Below are 22,345 nucleotides of genomic sequence, written 5' to 3'. Positions count from 1 at the left end.
TTTCATGTTGATTATAGAAAATAGTCCGCCATCTTGGTATAAAAATTAAAAGTTATTTATAGTGGATTGTAATATAGTTTATAAGTTGTATAATTAAAAAACTGTAATATATAAATATATAATTATTGAATATTAATATATTGATTTATTATTTTAGGGATATTCATATTTTATGGAAAATACAACAGAAAAAGGTGATAAATTTGAAAAAAAAGTATATGAACTATTGAAAAAGTATATAAACGATGATAAGTATTATATTAATCCTAAAAAGAGTATAGTTATACATAAATATGTATGTAAAAAAGAAGATAATAATTACAGAGATATAAATTTTGACATTGTTATAAAAGTATATAACACTGAGGAAGAAAAAATACTAGCTGAAAAAGGTGAAAATATAAAACATTATCAAATGATTGCTGTAGAATGTAAATCTCATAATAGAAAATTATCAGTGCAAAATATAGAATATTTTCATACTCAAATAGAAAATTCAAGAGCAAAAAGCGGAATAATAATATCAGAAAGTGATTTTACAGAAGATGCAATTTCAATAGCCAAAAAATTAAAAATTGATTTGATAGTTATTAATAATCAAAATGACATAATTCTTAAAAGAAATGAAGATAACTATATATATTATAGTATCTTTGAAATATTATTTAAATTTGGTATTTTAGATAGAAACATACAATATTTTTCAAAAATAAAAATACCATTTATATCAGAAAAAGAAATAATTAATATAATAACTAAAAAATTTGATTATTTTAGTATTTATAAAAATGATAGATTGGATACAGATAAAGTTATATATTTTTTTAGTAATAAATATAATATAACTTTTGAATTTAATATAAATTTGGGAGATACAATATTAGGATTAATATCATTTAAAAAAAATACAATATTTATATCAAATCGCTTAAAGTATGATAGTCCAAGATGGAGATTCACTTTAGCACATGAAATAGGTCATCTTATTTTACATAAACAATATTTAGAAAAATATATGGATATATTTGAAGATAATATTACAGATGTTTTTTCAGAAAATGAAATTATACCAAAAAATCTCAATAGAAGAATGGAAATGCAAGCTAATATTTTTGCCTCTAATTTTTTAGTAAATAATATATTTATGGAAATTCATTGGTATTATTTTAGAAAGAAATATTGTATAACTAAAAATTTTTTATTTTATGATAATCAACATATTAATAAAAATATGGCAATAATGTTTATAGAATATGTCAAATATATATTTGGAATTTCTGAGGAGTTTGCTACTATCAAATTAGTTGATTTAGGTATATTAAAAATAGATAAATATATTTCTAGTATAAATGAAGATTTAGTAAAATTATTTAGTAGGATATTATAACACTTTAATTTTATTCATATTAAATAAAAATCAACTGCAATAATAATATTTTTATATAATTTAACACATATAAAAATATTTTATAGTAATTTTTTATTTGCACTTTCGCTAAGCGTATCCGAGCTTGTCGAGGATATAAGGTTCTTTTTGCGGCGGGAAAAAGAACAATAAAAAATAGACTTGTTGCAATTTTGTACATACATATAGTGATATTATTATATAATAAATTTAAAAATAATATTTATAGTTTTAATAATTGGGGCTTTGCCCCAAACCCCACTTCTTTTGTTGGCACATACGAAGTACGCCTTCGGCGAGAAGCAAAAAGACTGCATTTTTATATCTTATTTAGATAAAATTATATTACATTTAAAACAAAAAATAAGAAATATAAAATTACTATAAATAAACTTTATAATATATTTTTAATATTAACTGTATAAAAATACAAAATCGCAACAGTTCTAATAAATAAAATATAAAATAATAAAAAAACAATAAGGAAACACAATAATAAAATACAAACCACAAACGAAAGAGGAATTGCAAAAATTAGTGCAAGATTAAAATATTTTTCAGTTGCATATAAATGAAATGTTTCTAATAAAAATAAATGCAAGTAATGATATTGATTATAAAAAAATATAAGAAAGATTTATATATATTTTCTAACTCTTATAATATTAAATTTTATATTAATAAATAATTATCTTTTTAAATACTCATCAAAAAGTTTTATTATATCGTCTCTTTTATTTTTTGCTGCTAATCTGTATGCAGTATTTCCATAGCTATTTCTATCAGTAGGATTAGCCCCTGCTTTTAAAAGTTCTTCTATTATATTTATAGGCGTTCCTATAGTTCTGTATATTTTTTTATTTAAATTACTATCCTGAACAGGAGCTTCATATTCATACATTACCGCTCTTATTAAAACAGTATTTCCATTCCTGTCGCGTGCATTAACATCAGCACCAAGTTCTATCACTTTTTTTATTAATTCAAAATCTAACTGCCTTTTTTCTATCAAATACATAAGAAGTGTTTTTCCGTCATTTGTACTTGAAGAATTTACATCAGCACCTAAATTTATATATTCATTTAATATTTCCGTAGAATAAGTGCTGTCAAAATTCGTAGATATCATTTGAGAATTATATATAATAGCCTCGTTCAAATTGCTTGCCCCAGCATTTACCAATTCTTTTATTATATCAATATTAGTTGCCGCAGTTAAAGGTGATTTTCTCTCAGCACCTTTATAATTTCTGTATACTTCTATATATGCTCTTGTATTAACATTAGCACCTTTATCTATTAAATATTTAACAACCTCTAAATGATTACCTTCGCATGCAGATACCAATGCTGAATTAATGTCTTTAGCTCCTAAATCAATAAGTTTCTCTGCTATATCCAATTGTCCGCCAATAGCCGCATAAGATAATGCAATATTATAATTACTAGCCCCAGATTTCATTATATTTTCTGCTATATCCCAATAACCTTCGGCACATGCAACATAAAAAGCAAAATCAAAATCTTTAGCACCAAAATCAAGGAGTTCCTGAACTATTTCATTATTACCAAGCTGAGTTGCATACATTAAAGGACTCATACCATAATTTACATTATATAAATCCAAGTTAATGCCTTCTCTTAATAATGTTTTTACTTTATCTATATCATTATTTTTTATAGATTCCATTAATTCATCATTCTGAGCAAATGCCAAATTAAATACTATAAATAATAGAATAATTATTTTTTTCATTATAAAATCCAAGTTATAAAATACCGTTTCTATTATCGGAAATAATAAAACTATACTTATAAAATAAAAAATTTGTCAAATTATAAATAAAATTGTATAAATAGTAAACATAACAACAATTATAAATATAATATGTATTGATATTTATTTTTATAGGTTTATAATTTGCATATAGGGGTAGAATTAAATATTTAAGAGGATAAAATTATGGAAATAAGTATTCGTAATAATGCTCCTTATATAAGAAACAATACTAACATAAGAAATAACAGCAATAATATTGTTCAGGAAGCAAGTCAAAAAACTCCTATAAGTGAAGTAGGAGTATGTAAAACTTGTGCCTCAAGAACATATCAGGACGGATCTAATGATATAGGAGTATCTTTTAAAAGCCCTACTCGTATAGATCCTTCAAGTGCCCCTTCCCTAGTAGCATCACATGAACAAGAGCATGTTGCCAATAATCAGAGATCTGCTGAAAAAAGCGGTGGTGAAGTAATTTTCCAAAATGTAACATTAACTACTAATATATGCCCAGAATGTAAAAGAGTTTATGTTTCTGGAGGTGTTACAAAGGCAGCAATAGCAAGTTCATCTTCTAAAGGAAATAATTTAGATACTTATGCATAAAAATATTAAAAAGTTCTGTTTTTACGCAAACTTCAAACTATATAATGAATACTAAATTTATATTATAATATATAATTATAATATATGAGGAGGTATTATAATGAATAAAAGATTTATCATTACTTTAATAATTTCAGCAGCTGTATGTTTATTAATAGGGGCTTTAGGAGGACTTAGTGTAAAAGCGGATAATTTTGTTTGGTATGATTCACTTAATAAATCTCCGTTAAATCCTCCGAATATATTATTTCCAATAGCTTGGAGTATTCTTTATATACTGCTTGCTGTATCAGTTTCGATTATAATAAATAAAAAACCTACAGATAAAAAAGCTGTTATAATTTTTATAGTACAATTAATATTAAATTCTCTTTGGACTTTTATTTTCTTCGGTTTAAAACAGCCTTTATTCGGTCTTATAGAAATAATGATTTTGGATGTTATGATAATAATAACTATAATAAAATTTAAATCTATTTCAAAAGCAGCTTCTTATCTTCTTGTACCATATTTGGCATGGTGTTTATTTGCAAGCTATTTGACATTTTATATAGTAACATATAATTAATCATCAAAAATAATAGAATTGCTCAAAACACTGCTTTAAAAAATAATATAAATTTTTTAAAGAAGATTTTTTTGCAGGTTTGTTTCAAACTTCTAAAAAGCATGACCCTCCAAAACTAATTTAAATTTATAGTCAATTTACCGCACGGTAAACTAAATTCTACAATATAAATTGATTAATAATAAAATTTTTACTATGTTTATAAATATGTTATGCGTGCGTTAAAAAAGTCATAAATCTAATTACAGCTTGGGTGGGATTTAACAAATTAGAGAAAAATAAAAAATCAAATAAATATTATAATTCTATATTAAATTAAAATATCTAGAGGGTGGGAATTAGAATAAAGCAAAAAATTTTATTCTAACTGCCCGCCCTTTAAGGTTTAAGACTTTACTCTGAAATAAACATTTTATTAATACTCATTACTTTGTTAATAAAAGCATGCCCGCCCAAGTGTTTTTTTAATTTGATGTTATAATAGCACGCGGTGAATAAAATTTCAGTTTATAGCAAAAATTAGAACTATTAATTATCCATTATTTTAGTATGAGTTTAACGCGTGTTGAATAAAAACATAATTTCTAAAACTCTATAATTCTAAAATAAGTTTATTATTTTAACTAAATTTAATAAAAATTTTCTCTCATACTTCTATATATTCATAAAAAGTATGAGTAAATTCAAATAAAATATATTTTTCAACACTTTCATTGATTTTTATTATTTTAAATATAAAATATTTTCATAAAAAATTATTGGAGTATTACAAAAATGAGAGAAATAATCAATTTTAATACCGATTGGAAGTTTTTTAAGGAATGGAATGATAATATAAAAATTGAAAAATTAAACGGAGAAAATATCACATTGCCTCATACAGTTTCTGAGCTCCCTCTGCATTATTTCAGCGAATCAGATACTTGGCTTGTATCAGGATATCAAAATATTTTTCAATACGACAAATCAAAATTAAAAGATAAAAGAATATTAATTAATTTTGAAGGTGCCATGGCAGCTGCTGAAGTATTTGTCAATGAAAAAAGTTTTGGAGAGCATAAAGGCGGATATTTACCTTTTGTATATGATATCACAGATGAATTAAAAGACGGAGAAAATCTCATAGCTGTAAAACTAGATAGTACAGAGAGAGAAGATATTCCACCCTTCGGAAATGAAATAGATTATTTATGCTATGGAGGAATATACAGAGAAGTTCAGATAATTATAGCAGATGAAATTTCTATAGAAAATGTAATGCTTACAGGACTTGCTAATCAAAATATAACAGGCAAAATAAGAATAAGAAACAGCAAAAAAGAAAATATAAATGAAACAATATCAATTAATTTATATAATAGGGAATATCATATATGCGAGATAAAAAAAGAAATAAATTTAAAAAAAGATGAATTATTCACTGATATAGAGATAGATGAGAATATAAACTCAGACAGAATAGAGCTTTGGAATATTAATAATCCTAGATTATACAGATTAGAAGCCTCACTTTCAAATGAAGATTCTGTTTCAATAAAAATTGGTTTTAGAGATGCCAAATTTACAGAAAATGGATTCTTTTTAAATGGTGAAAAAATTAAATTAAGAGGATTGAACAGACATCAAAGTTTTCCTTATGTAGGATATGCAATGCCTGAAAGAATACAGAAAAAAGATGCTGATATACTGAAATTTGATTTGGGACTTAATATAGTTCGTTCTTCGCATTACCCTGCTTCCAGACATTTTTTGGACAGATGCGATGAAATAGGATTAATGGTTTTTGAAGAAATACCGGGCTGGCAGCATATAGGTGATAAAGAATGGCAGAAAGTTTCTGTAGAAAATGTGAAAGATATGATAGATAGAGATTTTCATCATGCTTCTATAGTTATATGGGGTGTAAGAATAAATGAAAGTCAGGATAATCATAACTTTTATAAAGAAACTAATAAAACAGCACATGAACTTGATAAAACAAGACAAACAGGCGGAGTAAGATATATAACAGGAAGTGAATTATTAGAAGATGTATACACAGTGAATGATTTTAATTATGACGGTATTGCCGATCCTCTAAGAGCACAGAAATCTGTAACAAAATTAGATAAAAATGTTCCTTATATGATAACAGAATATAACGGACATATGTTCCCTACAAAAATGCAGGACTGTGAAGAGAGATTAATAGAACATACTAAAAGACATTTTGAAATAATTAATGCCGTTGCTATAGATAATCATATTTCAGGTTCTACAGGTTGGTGCACCTTTGATTATCATACTCACTATAATTTCGGTTCAGGCGACAGAATATGCTATCATGGTGTTTACGACATGTTTAGAAATCCAAAATTGGCTGCATCAGTATATTCATCACAAACAAATAAAAGAAATAAAATAGTATTAGAACCTATAACTATATATGCCAGAGGAGAAAGAGCTATAGGAGGAATATCCCCTTTGATGATTTCTACTAACTGTGATTATGTGGAATTATATTATAGAGATGAGCTTTTAGCAAAAGAGTATCCTGCAACAGGAAAGTATCAGGGGTTAAAGCATCCTCCTATAATAATTAGTATGGAAGTTAATATACCTGGTGTAAGTGATATGGGTTGGGGAGATCTTAAAATAATAGGCTACATGGAAGGAAAAGCAGTTATAGAAAAAAAATATTTGAGTAATCCTACATTTTCAAGTTTAGATGTATATGCAGATGACAATGAAATTAATGCTGTAAGAGACGGCTCTTCTTGGGATTCAACAAGAATAACTGTAAAAGCAGTTGATGCCATTGGCAACAGACTTCCATATATTAACGAAGCTATTACTATAGAAGTAAAAGGAGCAGGAGAATTAATAGGAAATGATAATCCTGTACTTGAAGGGGGTTATTATTCTTTTTGGGTTAAATCAAATAAAAATAAAGGAAGTATAAAAATTACAGTAAAAAATAAAAGAGTAAAAGAAGAAACTATAGAGATAAAGGTAAAATAAAATTAGTAAGTTTATATCATAGTATAAAAGCTGACAATTTTTATGATAATAATAAGAGTTTGAGATGTAAATTTCAAACTCTTATTTTTATACAAATCCGTCTTGTTTTATTTTTAATTTATGTTTAATATTAATAAAAATATTAAATAATGGGATAAAATTATGAAAAATGAAGATATGAAAAAACATATAGAAATAATATATGATTTTTGGTATACATCAAATAGATTTTATTATCTATGGGCTAAACAATACGGAATCACAGATTTATCTTTATTTACATTATTTATAATTTACAACAGCAAAGAATGTGTACAGAACTCCATTACCGAAAAATTGTCTGTACCAAAACAAACTGTTTGTTCTATACTAGACAACTTTGAAAAGAAAGGATATATTAAGAAAAAAGTTAATCCTAAAGATAAAAGAAACAGACTTATTAGCTTAACAAAAAAAGGTATTACATTTGCTGAGCCTATATTAAAAGAGTTGGAAAAATTGGATATAGCAATGCTTAAATGTCTTACAGAAGATGAGATAAAAAATTATGTTGAATCTCAAAAGAAACTTATAACATTTATGAATAGTTATTTTGATAATTAAAATATTGAATTTAATAAAATAATTAATATAATACTTGAATAAATTATTTTTAAAGGCGGTTTTATTTTGAAAGTTATACCATCAGATAGTTTATTAAAAAATAGAAAAGAAAAAGTAAGTGAAAAATTATGTGCTGACTGCAATTCATTATGCTGTCATGATTTGGTTATGGAAATATCTCCTCCTAAAAATGAAGCAGAACTTAATACATTAAAATGGTATTTGCATTTCAGACATTCTTTTATCTTTATATATCAAAAGACTTGGTATCACATGATAAGAAGCGAATGCAGATATTTAGATAAAAAAACATATTTATGTAAAAATTATGAGAATAGAAATGAAATCTGTTCAAAGCATAGTCCTCCTAAATGTGAGAGATATGAAGAGTGGTATGATATAATATTTGATGATCAGTATGAATTAGAAAAATATGTATATGAAAATAAGATAATTAAGAAAAAATCTTCCGGCACAAAGAAAAAGGCTGCTAAAAAAATTAAAAAATAGATAAAATATGAAAAAAAAAGAAATAAAAAAAGTTTGTATAACATATCCGCCATTTGAATATAATAATGGATATCCATTAATATCTTTAAATAGACAATTTCAATGGTTAAAAAATCCGTCATATTCATATCCAATGATACCTTCTTATGCTGCCACATTATTAAAGAATAACGGTATTAATGTTGTCTTTTTAGATACAATAGCCTCTAATATAACAACTATAGATTGGTTTAATAGTATAGATAATATCTCTCCTGATTTAATATTTTTTGAGGTAAAAACTCCTATAATTAATTATATTTGGGATACAATAGAAGCGATAAAGGAAAGATATAGCAATACTTATGTAGTTTTAGGAGGCGATCATGTTACAGCTTTGCCTGAAGAAAGTATGAATAAATCTAAAACTGATTTTGTATTAACAGGCGGAGATTATGATTTTCTTCTTTTAAATTTGATTAATCATATAAATAACGGTGAGAAACTGAAAAAAGGAATATACTACAGAACTTCAAATGGAAATATAAAAAATACAGGAAGATTTGAACTTGAAGAATCTTTAGACAGACTGCCATTTATAGATAGAAATCTCACAAATTGGAAACTATATTCAAAAATAAATAGATATTTCAAAAAAACACCCGGAACATTTGTAATGTCGGCAAGAGGTTCTATATATAATAACTATAATAGTAATTCTTCAAATATTCTATTTAACAATATAAGAGTTAGAAATCCAATTAATGTAATAGATGAAATAGAATATTTAAATAAAAGATATGGAATAAAAGAAATATTAGACACAAGTGTTTATTTTCCCACAGGAGAATGGCTTTCATTATTCTGTGAAACCATGAAGGAAAGAAAACTCAATAAAAAACTTTATATAGACTGTTATGTTTATCTTGGAATATTGGAATATCAAGACTATAAAATGATGAAAAAATCCGGGTTTAAAACGGTTATTTTTAATTTACCTTCAGGAAATTCTAAAACTATTGAAAAACTAGGCATTACTGACAACAAGATAGAAAATATTATAGAATCCATAAAATTAGCCAAGAGAGCAGGTTTATTCGTAGATATAATGGTAAAAATAGGTTATCCCTGGGAAACGCCTGAAGATATAACAAATACATTTAATATTATAAAATATCTAATGCTAAATGGATATATTAATTCTATGAACGCTTCTCTTTTTATACCATATCCCGGAACCAAATTATTCAAATATTGCGATGAAAATGATTTGATTAAAACAAAAAATTGGTTTGACTATGATATGAGAAAAAGTGTTATGAAGCTTGATATAGATGATGAACAAATATTCAAATACATTGAATCATTTTATAATTTATCATTTACTCCAAGATATGTTTTTCAGAAAATAAAAAGTATAAGAGATATTTACGATATAAAATACTATATAAAATCGTTTAAAAACATACTTTCATACTATTTAAATGATTAAAAATATACTTGCATGGAAAATGTTTTAATGATATTCTTTTTAAACGGTTTATATATATGCCATAATTATTAAGGATTAAAGTTTATATGAAAAAAGCAGTAGTTTTTATATTATCTTTTATTTTTCTGCAAAGTAATCTTTTATTTAATGATGTTGTAAATAGTATAGTTGGTATAGTTGGTTCTATGCCCATTACTTATGAAGATTTTTTAAGCAGAAAAACATTTTTGACATTGCAGGCTAGATCTATTGGTCAAAAAGTTACTGATGATATGGTTTATAAAGATTTAGTTGAAGAGAGGATAATGTATTTAAAACTTAAAGAAAATAATTATGTTATAGAAGATAATGATGTAAAAAGAAGATTAGAAAGTATTGCAAAACAGTATAATATGACTTCAGATCAGTTTGCTAAACAATTGATGGCTGAAGGAATATCTTATGAAGAATATAAGAATTCTATAAAAAAACAAATAGCTATGGAAAATTTATACGGACTTGTAGTTAATAATGCAGAAATTTCTGATGAAGAGGCTGATGAATTCTATAATAATTCTAAAGATAAATCTGCATTTGAAGCTGATACTTTGGTAAAACTTTCTTGGATATTTTTCAAAGCTGCCACATTTACAGAAAAAGGAGAAAAACAAGAATTAGCAAGTAAAGTAAGAGGAATGGCAGCAAGAGGACAAGATTTTGCTGAATTAGCTAAGCAATACAGCGAAGATGAAGCAACAAGAAAAAACGGAGGAGATTTGGGATATAATCTTCTTTATGATGCCGGTAAAAGATCTTTGCCTGCTCAAATAAATGCCGGTCTTAATTTGGCTAAAAGAGGATATAAAGTGGGTACTGTAAGCAGCGTTCGCGAATTAGTGGGAAAAGGATTCTACATAGTAAAAATAATGGAAATAGAAAAAGATATGGAAAGCATAAGAACAAGAGTAAAAAACTATTTAAGCGAAGCCCGCATGAGAGAATCATTCATAAAATGGCTTGACGAAGAAACTAAAAGAGTATCTGTTCAAATTTATAAATAATTAATATCATTAAGAAAAAATTAATTGTAAAATAAATTATTATATGTTATTATTAGAGGCAAAAATTGAGAAGAAAATTGTACTATGATTTGGAAAAAGTTTAAATTAAAGAATATGCTGTTAACAGTTTTTGATAATCTTAAAAAGATTGGAGATTGACTTTCAGTTAATTTCCAATCTTTTTTTTATTTTTAACAAAAATCTAAAAAAAATTTAGAATAATAGGAAGGTATAATTTGAAACGTTACTTAATACTTGAAGATGCAAGCCATTATGAAGGCATAGCTTTTGGTTCTGATAATTTTAAAGTAGGAGAATTAGTATTTAATACATCTATGACAGGTTATCAGGAAGTATTATCCGATTTATCTTACTGCGGACAAATTACTGTTATGACTTATCCGCTTATAGGAAATTATGGAATAAACAGAGATGATTTTGAAAGTTTAAATCCGGCTATATTTGGATTTGTAGTTAAAGAGGCTTGTAAAAGTCCTAATAATTTCAGGAATGCTGAAACTATAGATGAGTTTTTGAAGCTTAAAAATATTCCTGGTATAGAAAATATAGATACTAGAGCAATAACAAAAAAAATAAGAGAAGCAGGTACTCTTAAAGCTGTAATGAGCGATACTATAGATAATAAAGACGATATAGTAAAAATGCTTAAAGAAACACCATATATGAATGATCATGTAAAAAGAGTTTCTACAAAAAATGCTTTTCCTATTCCTAATAGAGGAAAGAAAGTAGTATTAATAGATTTCGGAGCAAAACTCGGCATAATAAGAGAATTAAGCGAAAGAAATTGTGATTTAATAGTAGTTCCTTATGATACAGACTTCAAAACAATAATGAGTTTAAATCCTGACGGAATAATGCTTTCAAACGGACCGGGAAACCCTAAAGATGTTAAAGAGTCTATAAATACAATAAAAAAGCTTATAGGAAAAGTACCAATATTCGGTATATGCTTGGGGCATCAGCTTATAAGTTTGGCATGCGGTGCTGATACTATGAAATTAAAATTTGGTCATAGAGGCGGAAATCACCCTGTTAAAGATTTAGAAACCGGAAAAGTAAGCATAACAAGTCAGAATCATAGTTATGCAGTAAAAGCAGAAAGTTTATCAAATACGGATCTTATTATGACGCATATATCTTTAAATGACGGAAGCTGTGAGGGAGTTAAGCATAAAAGATATCCTGTATTTTCTGTTCAGTATCACCCTGAGTCTAGTCCGGGACCTGAAGACAGTAAATATTTATTTGATAATTTTATTGAAATGATAAACAACAATTATGGAGAAAAAAATGCCTAAAAGAAATGATATAAAAAAAATATTAGTAATTGGGTCAGGACCTATTGTTATAGGACAGGCTGCTGAATTTGATTATGCAGGTACGCAGGCATGCCAATCTTTAAGAGAAGAAGGATATGAGGTTGTACTTATAAATTCTAATCCTGCTACTATAATGACCGATGCTGCTGTTGCTGATAAAGTTTATATTGAGCCTATTAACTTAGATTTCGCTAAAAGAATAATATATAAAGAAAGACCGGATGCTATATTAGGTTCTCTTGGAGGTCAGACAGGATTGAATTTGGTTGTTGAACTTGCTGAGAGCGGAATATTAGATGAATATGATGTTGAAGTATTAGGTACGGATTTGAATGCTATAAATTGTGCTGAAGACAGAGAACTTTTTAAAAATCTTATGAATGAGATTAATGAACCTGTTCCTGAAAGTATAATAGTTCATAGTGTTGAAGAAGCTATTGAATTTGCAAATAAAATAGGCTATCACTTGGTTGTCCGTCCTGCTTATACTCTTGGAGGAACAGGAGGCGGATTTGCACGCAATGAAAGAGAATTAATAGAAATATGCGAAACAGGTTTAAAAATTAGTCCTGTACATGAATGCTTAGTTGAAAAGAGTATCGCGGGTTATAAAGAAATAGAATATGAAGTAATAAGAGATAATAATGATAATGCTATAGTAGTATGCAATATGGAAAATGTTGACCCTGTTGGAATACATACAGGAGACAGTATAGTAGTTGCTCCTTGTCAGACTTTAAGCGACAGAGAAAATCAAATGCTTAGAAATGTAAGTCTTAAAATCATAAGAGCTTTGAAAATATGCGGCGGATGCAATGTACAGTTGGCATTAGATCCTAATAGCTTTAAATATTATATAATAGAAGTTAATCCTAGAGTATCTCGTTCTAGTGCCTTGGCTAGTAAAGCTACGGGCTATCCTATTGCTAAAATCAGTGCCAAAATAGCGGTTGGCATGACTTTAGATGAAATAATTAATCCGATAACTAAAAAAAGTTTTGCATGTTTTGAGCCTTCTATTGATTATGTAGTTACAAAATTCCCAAGACTTCCATTCGATAAATTTCCAAACGCCGATCGACAATTAGGTACTCAAATGAAAGCTACAGGCGAAGTTATGAGTATAGGAAGAAATTTTGAAGAGTCATTTTTAAAAGCTGTACGCTCTCTTGAAATAAAATGCGATCATATAATACATAATGATGTTTCCAATTATACCACCAAAAAATTATGGGAGCGTATAGAATTAAGAGATGATTTAAGAATATTTATCATAGCTGAACTTCTAAGACGAAAAGAAGATATAAAAGATATTATATATATTACTCATATAGATAAATTCTTTTTAGACAAAATAAAAAATATAATTACATTAGAAGAAAAATTGCATAAAAATAAAATGGATATAGAAGTTTTAAAAGAATGTAAGGAGAGAGGATTTTCTGATAGCTATATATCTAAAGTTTGGGAAACTGAAGAAATTGATATATACAAATTAAGACATGAAAATAACATTATTCCTGTATATAAAATGGTTGACACTTGTGCAGGAGAGTTTGAAAGTGAGACTCCTTATTTCTATTCTACTTATGAAAAAGAAAATGAATCTTTTAAAAGCGGAAAGGAAAGCATCATAGTATTAGGTTCAGGTCCTATAAGAATAGGACAAGGTGTGGAGTTTGATTATTCTACAGTTCATTGTGTTATGACTATAAGAGAAGCAGGATATGAAGCTATAGTAATAAATAATAATCCTGAAACTGTATCAACTGATTTTTCTATATCCGATAAACTTTATTTTGAACCATTAACTATAGAAGATGTTATGCATATAATAGAGCTTGAAAAACCTAAAGGTGTTATAGTACAGTTCGGCGGACAAACAGCTATTAACTTGGCAGAAAAACTAGTTATGCATGGAGTTAACATATTAGGCACTTCTTTAGAAAATATCAATAAAGCTGAAGACAGACATGAATTTGAGAAGATGCTTAAAGAATTGGATATACCTCAGCCTAAAGGTGAAACTGCTATAACTGTTGATGAAGCTTTAATAATAGCAAATAATATAGGCTATCCTGTTTTAGTTCGTCCTAGTTATGTACTTGGAGGAAGAGCTATGGAGATAGTGGATAATGATGCATCATTAAAAATTTATATGGAAACTGCTGTAAAAGAAGTAAGCAATAAAGCTCCTATATTAATTGATAAGTATGTTATAGGAAAGGAAATAGAAATTGATGCTATTGCCGACAGTGAGAATAATATATTTATTCCGGGAATTATGGAGCATATAGAAAGAGCAGGAATTCATTCCGGTGATTCTATAAGCGTATACCCTACTCAAACAATATCAAATAAAGTAAAAGAAACTATTATTGATTATACTAAAAGAATAGGTATAGGATTTAATTTCATAGGGCTTTACAATATACAATTTATAGTTGATAAAAATGATAATGTTTATGTACTTGAAGTGAATCCTAGAAGCAGCAGAACAGTACCATTCTTAAGCAAAATAACTAATATACCAATGGCTAATGCGGCAACTATGTGCATAATTGGAAAATCATTGAAAGAGCAAGGATACAATAGTTTATATAAAGAAGAATCTAATAAAGTATTTGTTAAAGCTCCTGTATTTTCTTTTGCTAAATTAAGAAAAGTAGATACTATACTAGGACCAGAAATGAAAAGTACAGGCGAAGCATTAGGCTTTGATTTTAATTTTGAAAAAGCATTATACAAAGCATTAATAGCAAGCGGACTTAGAATACCTTTACAAGGAAATGTTCTTCTCACTATTTCAGATAATCATAAAATTGAAATACTTGATTTGGCAAAAAGATTTTCTAATATAGGCTACGGAATATATGCCACAAAAGGAACTGCCAATTTCTTAAGAGAAAAAGGACTTTATGTTAAAGAAGTATCAAAAATTTATGAAGAAGGTTTAGAAAATATAATAGACACTATAAGACTTGGTAAAGTGGACTATGTTATAAATACAATAGAAAGCAACAGCCAAACACATTCAGACAGTTTAGAATTAAGAAGAGCTTCTGCTGAAAATAATATATCATGTATTACATCATTAGATACGGCTTATGCTTTACTTAAAGTTATAGAGTCTATGAATTTCACCATAATGGATTTGTCCAATATTTAAAAAAGAAAAAACTATGTATTTGTTATCAAGACAAAAACAAATACATAGTTTAAAATCCATTTTAAATAAAATTAATTTTTAGTATAAATCTTACCACCATGACGCTCTTTTATCTTACTTACAGTATCAGCCATCATATTAACAGAAGCCATAATCTCTTCAAAAGTATCAGGCTTTATAGACTGAGCTCCGTCGCATAAAGCATGTTCCGGATCATTATGTACTTCTATTATCATACCATCAGCACCAGCAGCAAGAGCAGCTAGAGTTAGCGGAAGTGCCATCCAAGATTTACCGCTGGCATGTGAAGGATCTCCTATTACAGGCAAATGGCTCATTCTTTTTATTATAGGTATTGCAGAAACATCGAAAGTATTTCTAGTGTAAGTTTCAAAAGTTCTTATACCTCTTTCACATAATACTACATTGCTGTTTCCTTTATCCAAAATATATTCAGCACTCATAAGCCATTCTTCCATAGTATTAGCCAAGCCTCTTTTTAGAAGTATAGGTTTCTTTAATTTACCTACTTCTTTTAAAAGCTCGAAGTTCTGCATATTTCTAGCCCCAATCTGAATCATGTCCACTGTATTTTCAAACTCTTCCAAATGTCTTATAGATACGATTTCACTTACTATAGGAATGCCAACCTCTTCTCTAGCCAATTTTAATATTTTAAGCCCGTCAAGTGCTAATCCTTGGAAAGCATAAGGCGAAGTTCTAGGTTTGAAAGCTCCTCCTCTAAGTATAGAAGCACCTGCAGCTTTTACGCTTTTAGCAATATTGATAACCTGCTCTTCACTTTCAACAGAACAAGGACCTGCTATTATAACAGGTTTTTCAGCTCCTATTTTTACACCGCTTACATCAACTATAGTGTCTTCTTTTTTGAAAGCTCTGTTTGCTCTTTTGAAAGGTTCCTGAACTTTTAAAACTCTTGCAACACCCGGTAAAGTGGCCATCAATTCTCTGTCAACCTTAGAAGTATCCCCTACTATACCTATAACAGTGCAGTCAACTCCTACTATCTTATTAGTACCAAGTCCTGCTTCTATAAGCCTATCTGTTATATTATTAATATGTTCTTCTTTAGCATTTGGTTTCATTACAATAATCATAGTAATTATCTCCTCGAATTTAAAATATTATGTTAAGTATGATTGCTTTATATTATGTTTTCTTTGAATTAAAAAATTAATTTATATGTTTTGTTTGTTGTAAAAAATAGAATATTCTGGCGCCTTAAACGCCAAAAAAGTTAAAGAAGAATGATAAGCAAAAGAAGTTATTGCTGATAGAGTTAATAAAAATTCTGCGTTTCATAATAATTAATTATATATCAATATGAATAAAAGTCAAGAAAAATCACCTATAATTATAATTTTATAAAAAATAACAGCATATAATTAAATAAATTCATTGATTTTATTGTAAAATATTATAGAATAAGCAGAGCTATATCTAAAATAATTTTTAAGGCGGTAATTTTATGAAATTAAATAAATATATGGTTTCACCATCGGTACCAAAAGAATTAGAACCACTTATAGAAATTACTAAAAACTTTTGGTGGTGCTGGAATCAGAAAGCAATAACTTTGTTGAGAACGATAGATATTGATAATTGGGATAAAAGAGATCACAACCCTATAAGAGTTTTAGGCGAATCTTTACAAGAACGTTTTGATGCTATGCTTCAAGATGATGCTGCTATGATGAATTTAGCTGAAGTTTATGATGAGTTTAAAACTTACATGAATCAGGAAACTTGGTATAATAGTTTAGATGAAAGCAAAAAAACTAAAAATGAAAAAATAGCTTATTTTTCTTTTGAATACGGACTTCATGAATCTTTGCCTAACTACTCAGGAGGTCTTGGTATATTATCAGGAGATCACTTAAAATCTGCAAGCGATTTAGGTTTACCTTTAGTGGCAATGGGACTCTTATACAGAAAAGGATATTTCAGACAATATTTAAATGCTGACGGCTGGCAGCAGGAATACGATATAGAAAATGATTTCTTTAACTTAGCTTTAGAAAAAGTTTTAGATAAAAACGGCGAAACAATGAAAGTAGATGTTGATTTGCCTGGAAGAAAAGTTTATGCTCAGATATGGAAAGCTAATGTAGGAAGAATAGAGCTTTATTATTTAGATGCTAATATTGAAGAAAACAGCGTTGAAGACAGAGATATTACAGCTCAGCTTTACGGCGGTAACTTAGAAACTAGAATACAGCAGGAAATACTTCTTGGTATAGGCGGTGTTAAGGCTTTGGACAAACTAGGTATTAAACCTACTATATACCATATGAATGAAGGACATAGTGCTTTTCTTTCTTTAGAGAGAATAAGACAATTAATGGAAAATAATAATTTAGATAGAGAAACAGCAAGAGAGGTAGTTTACAGTTCTAATATATTTACTACTCACACTCCTGTGCCTGCTGGTAATGACATATTCCCTATAGATATGATACAAAAATATTTTACAGAATATGTTAAGCATATCAATATGTCTATGGATGAGTTCATAAGACTAGGAAGAATTAATCCTGATGATCAAAAAGAAAGTTTCTGTATGACAGTTCTTGCTCTTAATTTATCAGCTGAAAATAACGGTGTAAGCGAACTTCATGGACAGGTATCAAGAAATATGTGGAAAGATATTTGGAGAGGCGTTCCTGTTAATGAGCTTCCTATAGATTCTATTACTAATGGAATTCACACTTTAAGCTGGATATCTTTTGATATGCAGAACTTACTTGACAGATATTTAGGACCTCGTTGGAGAACTAAACCATTAGAATATGAAATTTGGGAAAGAGTTCAAAAAATACCTGATGCAGAACTTTGGAGAACTCATGAAAGAAGAAAAGAAAGACTCATTGACTTTTGCCGTGAAAGATTAAAAACTCAAATTACAAACAGAGGCTTCACAAAAAAAGAAATAGAACATGCCGATCAAATACTTTCTCCAGAAGCTTTAACAATAGGTTTTGCTAGAAGATTTGCTACTTATAAAAGAGGAACATTACTTTTCAAAGATTTAGAAAGATTAAAGAAAATTGTCTCTAATTCTGAAAGACCAGTACAGATAATATTTGCAGGTAAAGCTCACCCACATGACAATGGCGGTAAAGAATTAATAAGAAATATTGCTGAGATATGCAGAAGAGAAGATTTCAGAGATCATATAGTATTTATAGAAGATTATGATATAAATGTAGCTAGATATATGGTTCAGGGTGTAGATGTATGGCTTAACAATCCTAGAAGACCTTTAGAGGCAAGCGGTACAAGCGGTATGAAAGTTCCGCCAAACGGAGGATTAAACTTCAGCGTATTAGACGGCTGGTGGGATGAGGCTTATGACGGACAAAATGGCTGGGCTATAGGCAACAGAGAAGAGTATACAGATTTAGAATATCAAGATGAGGTTGAAAGTAAAGCTCTTTATAATGTATTAGAAAATGAAATTATACCTCTATTCTATGAAAGAGGAAGAGATGATATACCTAGACAATGGGTTGCTGCTATGAAATGGAGTATGCAGACTGTTTGTCCTGTGTTCTCTACAAATAGAATGGTTGCCGATTACTTTAACAAATTCTACAATAATGCAAGCAAAAGATTTATTAATATGACAGAAAATGAATTTGATAAAGCTAAAAATCTAAAAAATTGGAAAAATGATATTATTTCAAAATGGTCTAAAGTTTCATTTGAAAATACAATTTCTGAAATGCCTTCAAGAAACTTAAAAGTTGGAAGTAAATTTGAAGTTAAAACTATAGTTAATCTTGGCGATATAGCACCTGATTCTGTAAGAATAGAACTTTATTATGGTAAATTAAGCATGAAAGAAGATATCATAGATCCTATTACAGTTGAAATGAAGCATTCTTCTGATTTAGGAAATGGAAGACATTCTTTCTCAGGTACTTTAGAATGTACTAATAGCGGACAAAGCGGTTATGCTATAAGAATGTATCCATATCATAAGGACTTAAGTTATAAATTTGATATGAAACTTATAATATGGAGTTAATACTCAAAGGGTAACTTATATAAAATATTAGGCTTAGACTTTTATAAGTTTAAGCCTTTTTTATTGTTAAAATTATTCAGTTTTTATAATGAAAGGATAGTCCTGATATAGATTTGTAGTTAAATCCATCTTTATTTTGAAAGGCACATATTCAAGCTTGGGTTCATAATTCCAATATCTGGTTTCTCCTCTTATGCTTGGTATAAAAAGTTTTAACCCAATTGGCAGAGAAGAAGTATCATTTATTATATCTCTATTATGAATATATATAATACGCCAGAAATTTCTTTCTCCATATATGAATGGATATGATGATATTTTTAATAATGTATCCCCTGCCCTCACAGTATAATATCTGGGAAGTACATCCATTGTTATATCGTATCCTCTATCTATATATTTTGAAAAATCTATATCATTAGTTATGATTAATTGATTATTATTAGTTTGCATATTTGTACTAATTATAACATAATCATTAGTTAATTCTTTTATGGTTTGTATATCTCCTTTTTTTTCTGCCTCTTTCAAAATTTTATTTTTTACATAGTTCTTTATTGGAGTTTCTTCTATAAATAATGGGGTGGACATTAATATACTATAAAAAATAATAAATATAAAAATAATAATTTTTTTCATAAATAAAATAACTACTTTTTTAAATTTTATCGTAAAAATATTATTTAATTTTTAATAATTAATAATTTTTTTTATATAATTTTTTTTTCATATTGATTTATAAAATAATTTTATTATATTAAAAATATATGAAATATTTTTTACATGTTTATATTTTCATCTGTTTATATGCTCCCATTGCATTTTCTCAAGATATTAATAGTCAGTATAATGAATTTATAACAAAATACTTTCAAATGGAAAATAAATATGATGCAGGATATATTGATTACATTTCTAAAAATGAATATTTATTAAATTTTTTTAATAATACCAAATTATTTATAGAAGATATTAATCCTGATTTTTGGACAGATGTTGTTAATAATCCGTCATTAATATCAAAATACCCTGAATCTCCTGATGCAATACTTTTAATGTCAAGTATAAACTTCCTATATGATATTTATTATTTTAATATGTCTGTAGGATATTCTATAGAGCAGAAAATAAAGAGAAAAATACAGTTTAATGCTGCTTCAGGAGATAATTATGGATTAATTATTCCTTTGCATTTTCCATTAGGTACTGTTGGAATTGGTGCTTACTTGAATTTTCAGCTTGAAGATACTAAAACTTCGTTAAATTATGATAATGATTTTGCAAGACTTATAAATTCTATAGATAAAGTACCATTTCCATATATCTATGCTTTCGGTTCTATTAATTGCTGGACAGCACCTCTATCTATAGGATTAAGATTTGCATTTATGCCGGGTTATAGCGATTTTTATAATTTATTTATTAAAGATACAAAAATAGAAACATTTGGATTACATGCAGCTATGGATTTGAAATTTTATGTATATAGAGACAACTATTTCTTTATTGATGCTAGGGCAGATTTCAATTTTGATTATGGAACATTCAAATTAGGTTTTATGGATGAAAGATATATGTTTCAAATGTATAATTCTGCAAATAGTACATATACTGGTGCATATTTTTCAACATCAGCAAATATAGAAAATAAATGGATAAGTTTTGCTTTAACTCCAAAATTAGTAGGAGGATTAAAGATTAAAGATAAAGTTCCATATATAGATTATTTTGCTATATATGCTTTTATCGGCGTTGACTTAATATATAGTTTTTTAGATTCTAAATCTACATTTGGTATAAATAGTATAACTGAAAATATTAATAATAAAACTTATGAGTTGCATTCAAATATGCCTGAAGTATCAATAAAAGATAACTATTTCTCTTATGATATAAGAATTGGTGCTACTATTGATATATTTTACCAATCCTTATCATTTGAATATGCTATATTTTCAAAGAGTTTTTCAGTTATGTTCATACCTTTTGTATATAGATTTGCATCTGAACCAAAATTATAAAGGAGTTTAATTTATGAAAACAAAAAACATTATTATTATTATGGTTATTTTAATTATTACTATATCTTGTAATATAGAATATTTAGGTCCTGATAATGCAATAGAAGAAGCAAGCAAAGTAGATTTTTTTATATATCAAATTCACTTGTCTGCTAGTAATAATGGAGGAGCTTTTCAATGTCCTATAATATATGATGCAATAGACAGAAGCGGAGGAAGCAGATTAGGAATTCGAGGAGTTATAGATACAACTACAATAAAAAGTATAGCGGAATGCTTAAGACAGCGTCCGGATAAACATGTATTTTTATATGCAGAAAATGTTATTTTTAAAGATAACAATAAAACATGGCCAAGTGAAAGTTTTACAAATGTAAGAAATCTTACTGGGATTTACTTTCCAGCTGATATGCAAGCTATAGGAAATAATGCTTTTTATAATTGCACATCAATTGAAGCGATAGTTTTGGGAAGTAATTTTAATACTATGTATCCTCGTATGCTTGCTAGTGTAACAAATCTTAAACATGTAGTATATTATGGTTCGAGATTAGATTTTACAGGTGCTACAGATGGAAATGCTTGGGAGGGTATACCTAAGGGACAGATGACATTATATTTAGGAAATTTTGAAGGTTATCAGGAAACTAATTCAAAAGGGGAAAAATATACCACTACAAATTGGGCTAAATATACTTGGAAAAAAGTTTATTATAAGGGTGAATTTAATATTGAAGATATAATAGAAGTCTTAGAATAGTTTATTACTATTGATAAA

16 protein-coding genes are annotated in these 22,345 nt (G+C 27.6%); 13 read left to right on the top strand and 3 right to left on the bottom strand.

The window, feature by feature from the left end; all coding sequences use genetic code 11:
- Positions 1 to 172 precede the first annotated feature (172 nt).
- Entirely contained in the window at positions 173 to 1,387 is a 1,215-nt protein-coding gene (locus A966_RS06875) for an ImmA/IrrE family metallo-endopeptidase (protein ID WP_008723974.1), read from the top strand.
- Between the two features lie 706 nt (positions 1,388 to 2,093).
- Here the strand turns inward: A966_RS06875 and A966_RS06870 are convergent.
- Complete coding sequence (locus tag A966_RS06870) at positions 2,094 to 3,161, bottom strand: ankyrin repeat domain-containing protein (protein ID WP_008723972.1); 1,068 nt, start codon at positions 3,159 to 3,161, stop codon at positions 2,094 to 2,096.
- A gap of 207 nt (positions 3,162 to 3,368) precedes the next feature.
- On the opposite strand from A966_RS06870, the gene A966_RS06865 reads away from it, so the two are divergent.
- From A966_RS06865 to carB, 9 genes are all read left to right on the top strand, one after another.
- Positions 3,369 to 3,791 carry a hypothetical protein gene (locus A966_RS06865; RefSeq protein ID WP_008723970.1) on the top strand — a complete coding sequence of 141 codons (423 nt, stop codon included), beginning with the start codon at positions 3,369 to 3,371 and terminating at the stop codon, positions 3,789 to 3,791.
- Positions 3,792 to 3,891: 100 nt separating this feature from the next.
- Complete coding sequence (locus A966_RS06860) at positions 3,892 to 4,359, top strand: TspO/MBR family protein (protein ID WP_008723968.1); 468 nt, start codon at positions 3,892 to 3,894, stop codon at positions 4,357 to 4,359.
- Positions 4,360 to 5,133: 774 nt separating this feature from the next.
- Positions 5,134 to 7,359, top strand: coding sequence for a glycoside hydrolase family 2 protein (locus A966_RS06855; protein ID WP_008723965.1), 2,226 nt, complete (start codon positions 5,134 to 5,136; stop codon positions 7,357 to 7,359).
- Between the two features lie 162 nt (positions 7,360 to 7,521).
- On the top strand, positions 7,522 to 7,962 hold the full coding sequence (locus tag A966_RS06850; protein ID WP_008723963.1) for a MarR family winged helix-turn-helix transcriptional regulator: 441 nt from the start codon (positions 7,522 to 7,524) through the stop codon (positions 7,960 to 7,962).
- 66 nt (positions 7,963 to 8,028) lie between these two features.
- Complete coding sequence (locus tag A966_RS06845; protein WP_008723961.1) at positions 8,029 to 8,472, top strand: YkgJ family cysteine cluster protein; 444 nt, start codon at positions 8,029 to 8,031, stop codon at positions 8,470 to 8,472.
- 7 nt (positions 8,473 to 8,479) lie between these two features.
- Positions 8,480 to 9,943 carry a B12-binding domain-containing radical SAM protein gene (locus tag A966_RS06840; RefSeq protein ID WP_008723959.1) on the top strand — a complete coding sequence of 488 codons (1,464 nt, stop codon included), beginning with the start codon at positions 8,480 to 8,482 and terminating at the stop codon, positions 9,941 to 9,943.
- Between the two features lie 86 nt (positions 9,944 to 10,029).
- Positions 10,030 to 10,983, top strand: a complete 954-nt coding sequence (locus A966_RS06835) for a peptidylprolyl isomerase (RefSeq protein WP_008723957.1) — start codon at positions 10,030 to 10,032, stop codon at positions 10,981 to 10,983.
- 236 nt (positions 10,984 to 11,219) lie between these two features.
- On the top strand, positions 11,220 to 12,305 hold the full coding sequence (gene carA, locus A966_RS06830) for a glutamine-hydrolyzing carbamoyl-phosphate synthase small subunit (RefSeq protein ID WP_008723955.1): 1,086 nt from the start codon (positions 11,220 to 11,222) through the stop codon (positions 12,303 to 12,305).
- Positions 12,298 to 15,495 carry a carbamoyl-phosphate synthase large subunit gene (gene carB, locus A966_RS06825; RefSeq protein ID WP_008723953.1) on the top strand — a complete coding sequence of 1,066 codons (3,198 nt, stop codon included), beginning with the start codon at positions 12,298 to 12,300 and terminating at the stop codon, positions 15,493 to 15,495. The genes carA and carB overlap by 8 nt, the downstream gene beginning before the upstream one ends.
- A 71-nt stretch (positions 15,496 to 15,566) precedes the next feature.
- On the opposite strand, the gene aroF is transcribed toward carB, so the two are convergent.
- On the bottom strand, positions 15,567 to 16,613 hold the full coding sequence (aroF, locus tag A966_RS06820; RefSeq protein WP_008723951.1) for a 3-deoxy-7-phosphoheptulonate synthase: 1,047 nt from the start codon (positions 16,611 to 16,613) through the stop codon (positions 15,567 to 15,569).
- A 371-nt stretch (positions 16,614 to 16,984) separates the two neighbouring features.
- Here aroF and glgP point away from each other — a divergent pair, with 371 nt between their 5' ends.
- Positions 16,985 to 19,546, top strand: a complete 2,562-nt coding sequence (gene glgP / locus A966_RS06815; RefSeq protein ID WP_008723948.1) for an alpha-glucan family phosphorylase — start codon at positions 16,985 to 16,987, stop codon at positions 19,544 to 19,546.
- A gap of 72 nt (positions 19,547 to 19,618) precedes the next feature.
- On the opposite strand, the gene A966_RS06810 is transcribed toward glgP, so the two are convergent.
- Positions 19,619 to 20,185, bottom strand: coding sequence for a LysM peptidoglycan-binding domain-containing protein (locus tag A966_RS06810; protein ID WP_008723945.1), 567 nt, complete (start codon positions 20,183 to 20,185; stop codon positions 19,619 to 19,621).
- A 236-nt stretch (positions 20,186 to 20,421) separates the two neighbouring features.
- Here A966_RS06810 and A966_RS06805 point away from each other — a divergent pair, with 236 nt between their 5' ends.
- The gene (locus tag A966_RS06805) at positions 20,422 to 21,567 is read left to right on the top strand and encodes a hypothetical protein (RefSeq protein WP_008723941.1); all 1,146 of its coding nucleotides are present in this window, start codon (positions 20,422 to 20,424) and stop codon (positions 21,565 to 21,567) included.
- 13 nt (positions 21,568 to 21,580) lie between these two features.
- On the top strand, positions 21,581 to 22,327 hold the full coding sequence (locus tag A966_RS06800) for a leucine-rich repeat protein (protein WP_008723939.1): 747 nt from the start codon (positions 21,581 to 21,583) through the stop codon (positions 22,325 to 22,327).
- Positions 22,328 to 22,345 lie beyond the last annotated feature (18 nt).

The sequence above is a fragment of the Brachyspira hampsonii 30446 genome, assembly GCF_000316195.1.
Taxonomy (GTDB): Bacteria; Spirochaetota; Brachyspiria; order Brachyspirales; family Brachyspiraceae; genus Brachyspira; species Brachyspira hampsonii_C.
The sequence above is the reverse complement of the archived record's forward strand: the minus strand, read 5'-3'. Positions and strand labels throughout refer to the sequence as shown.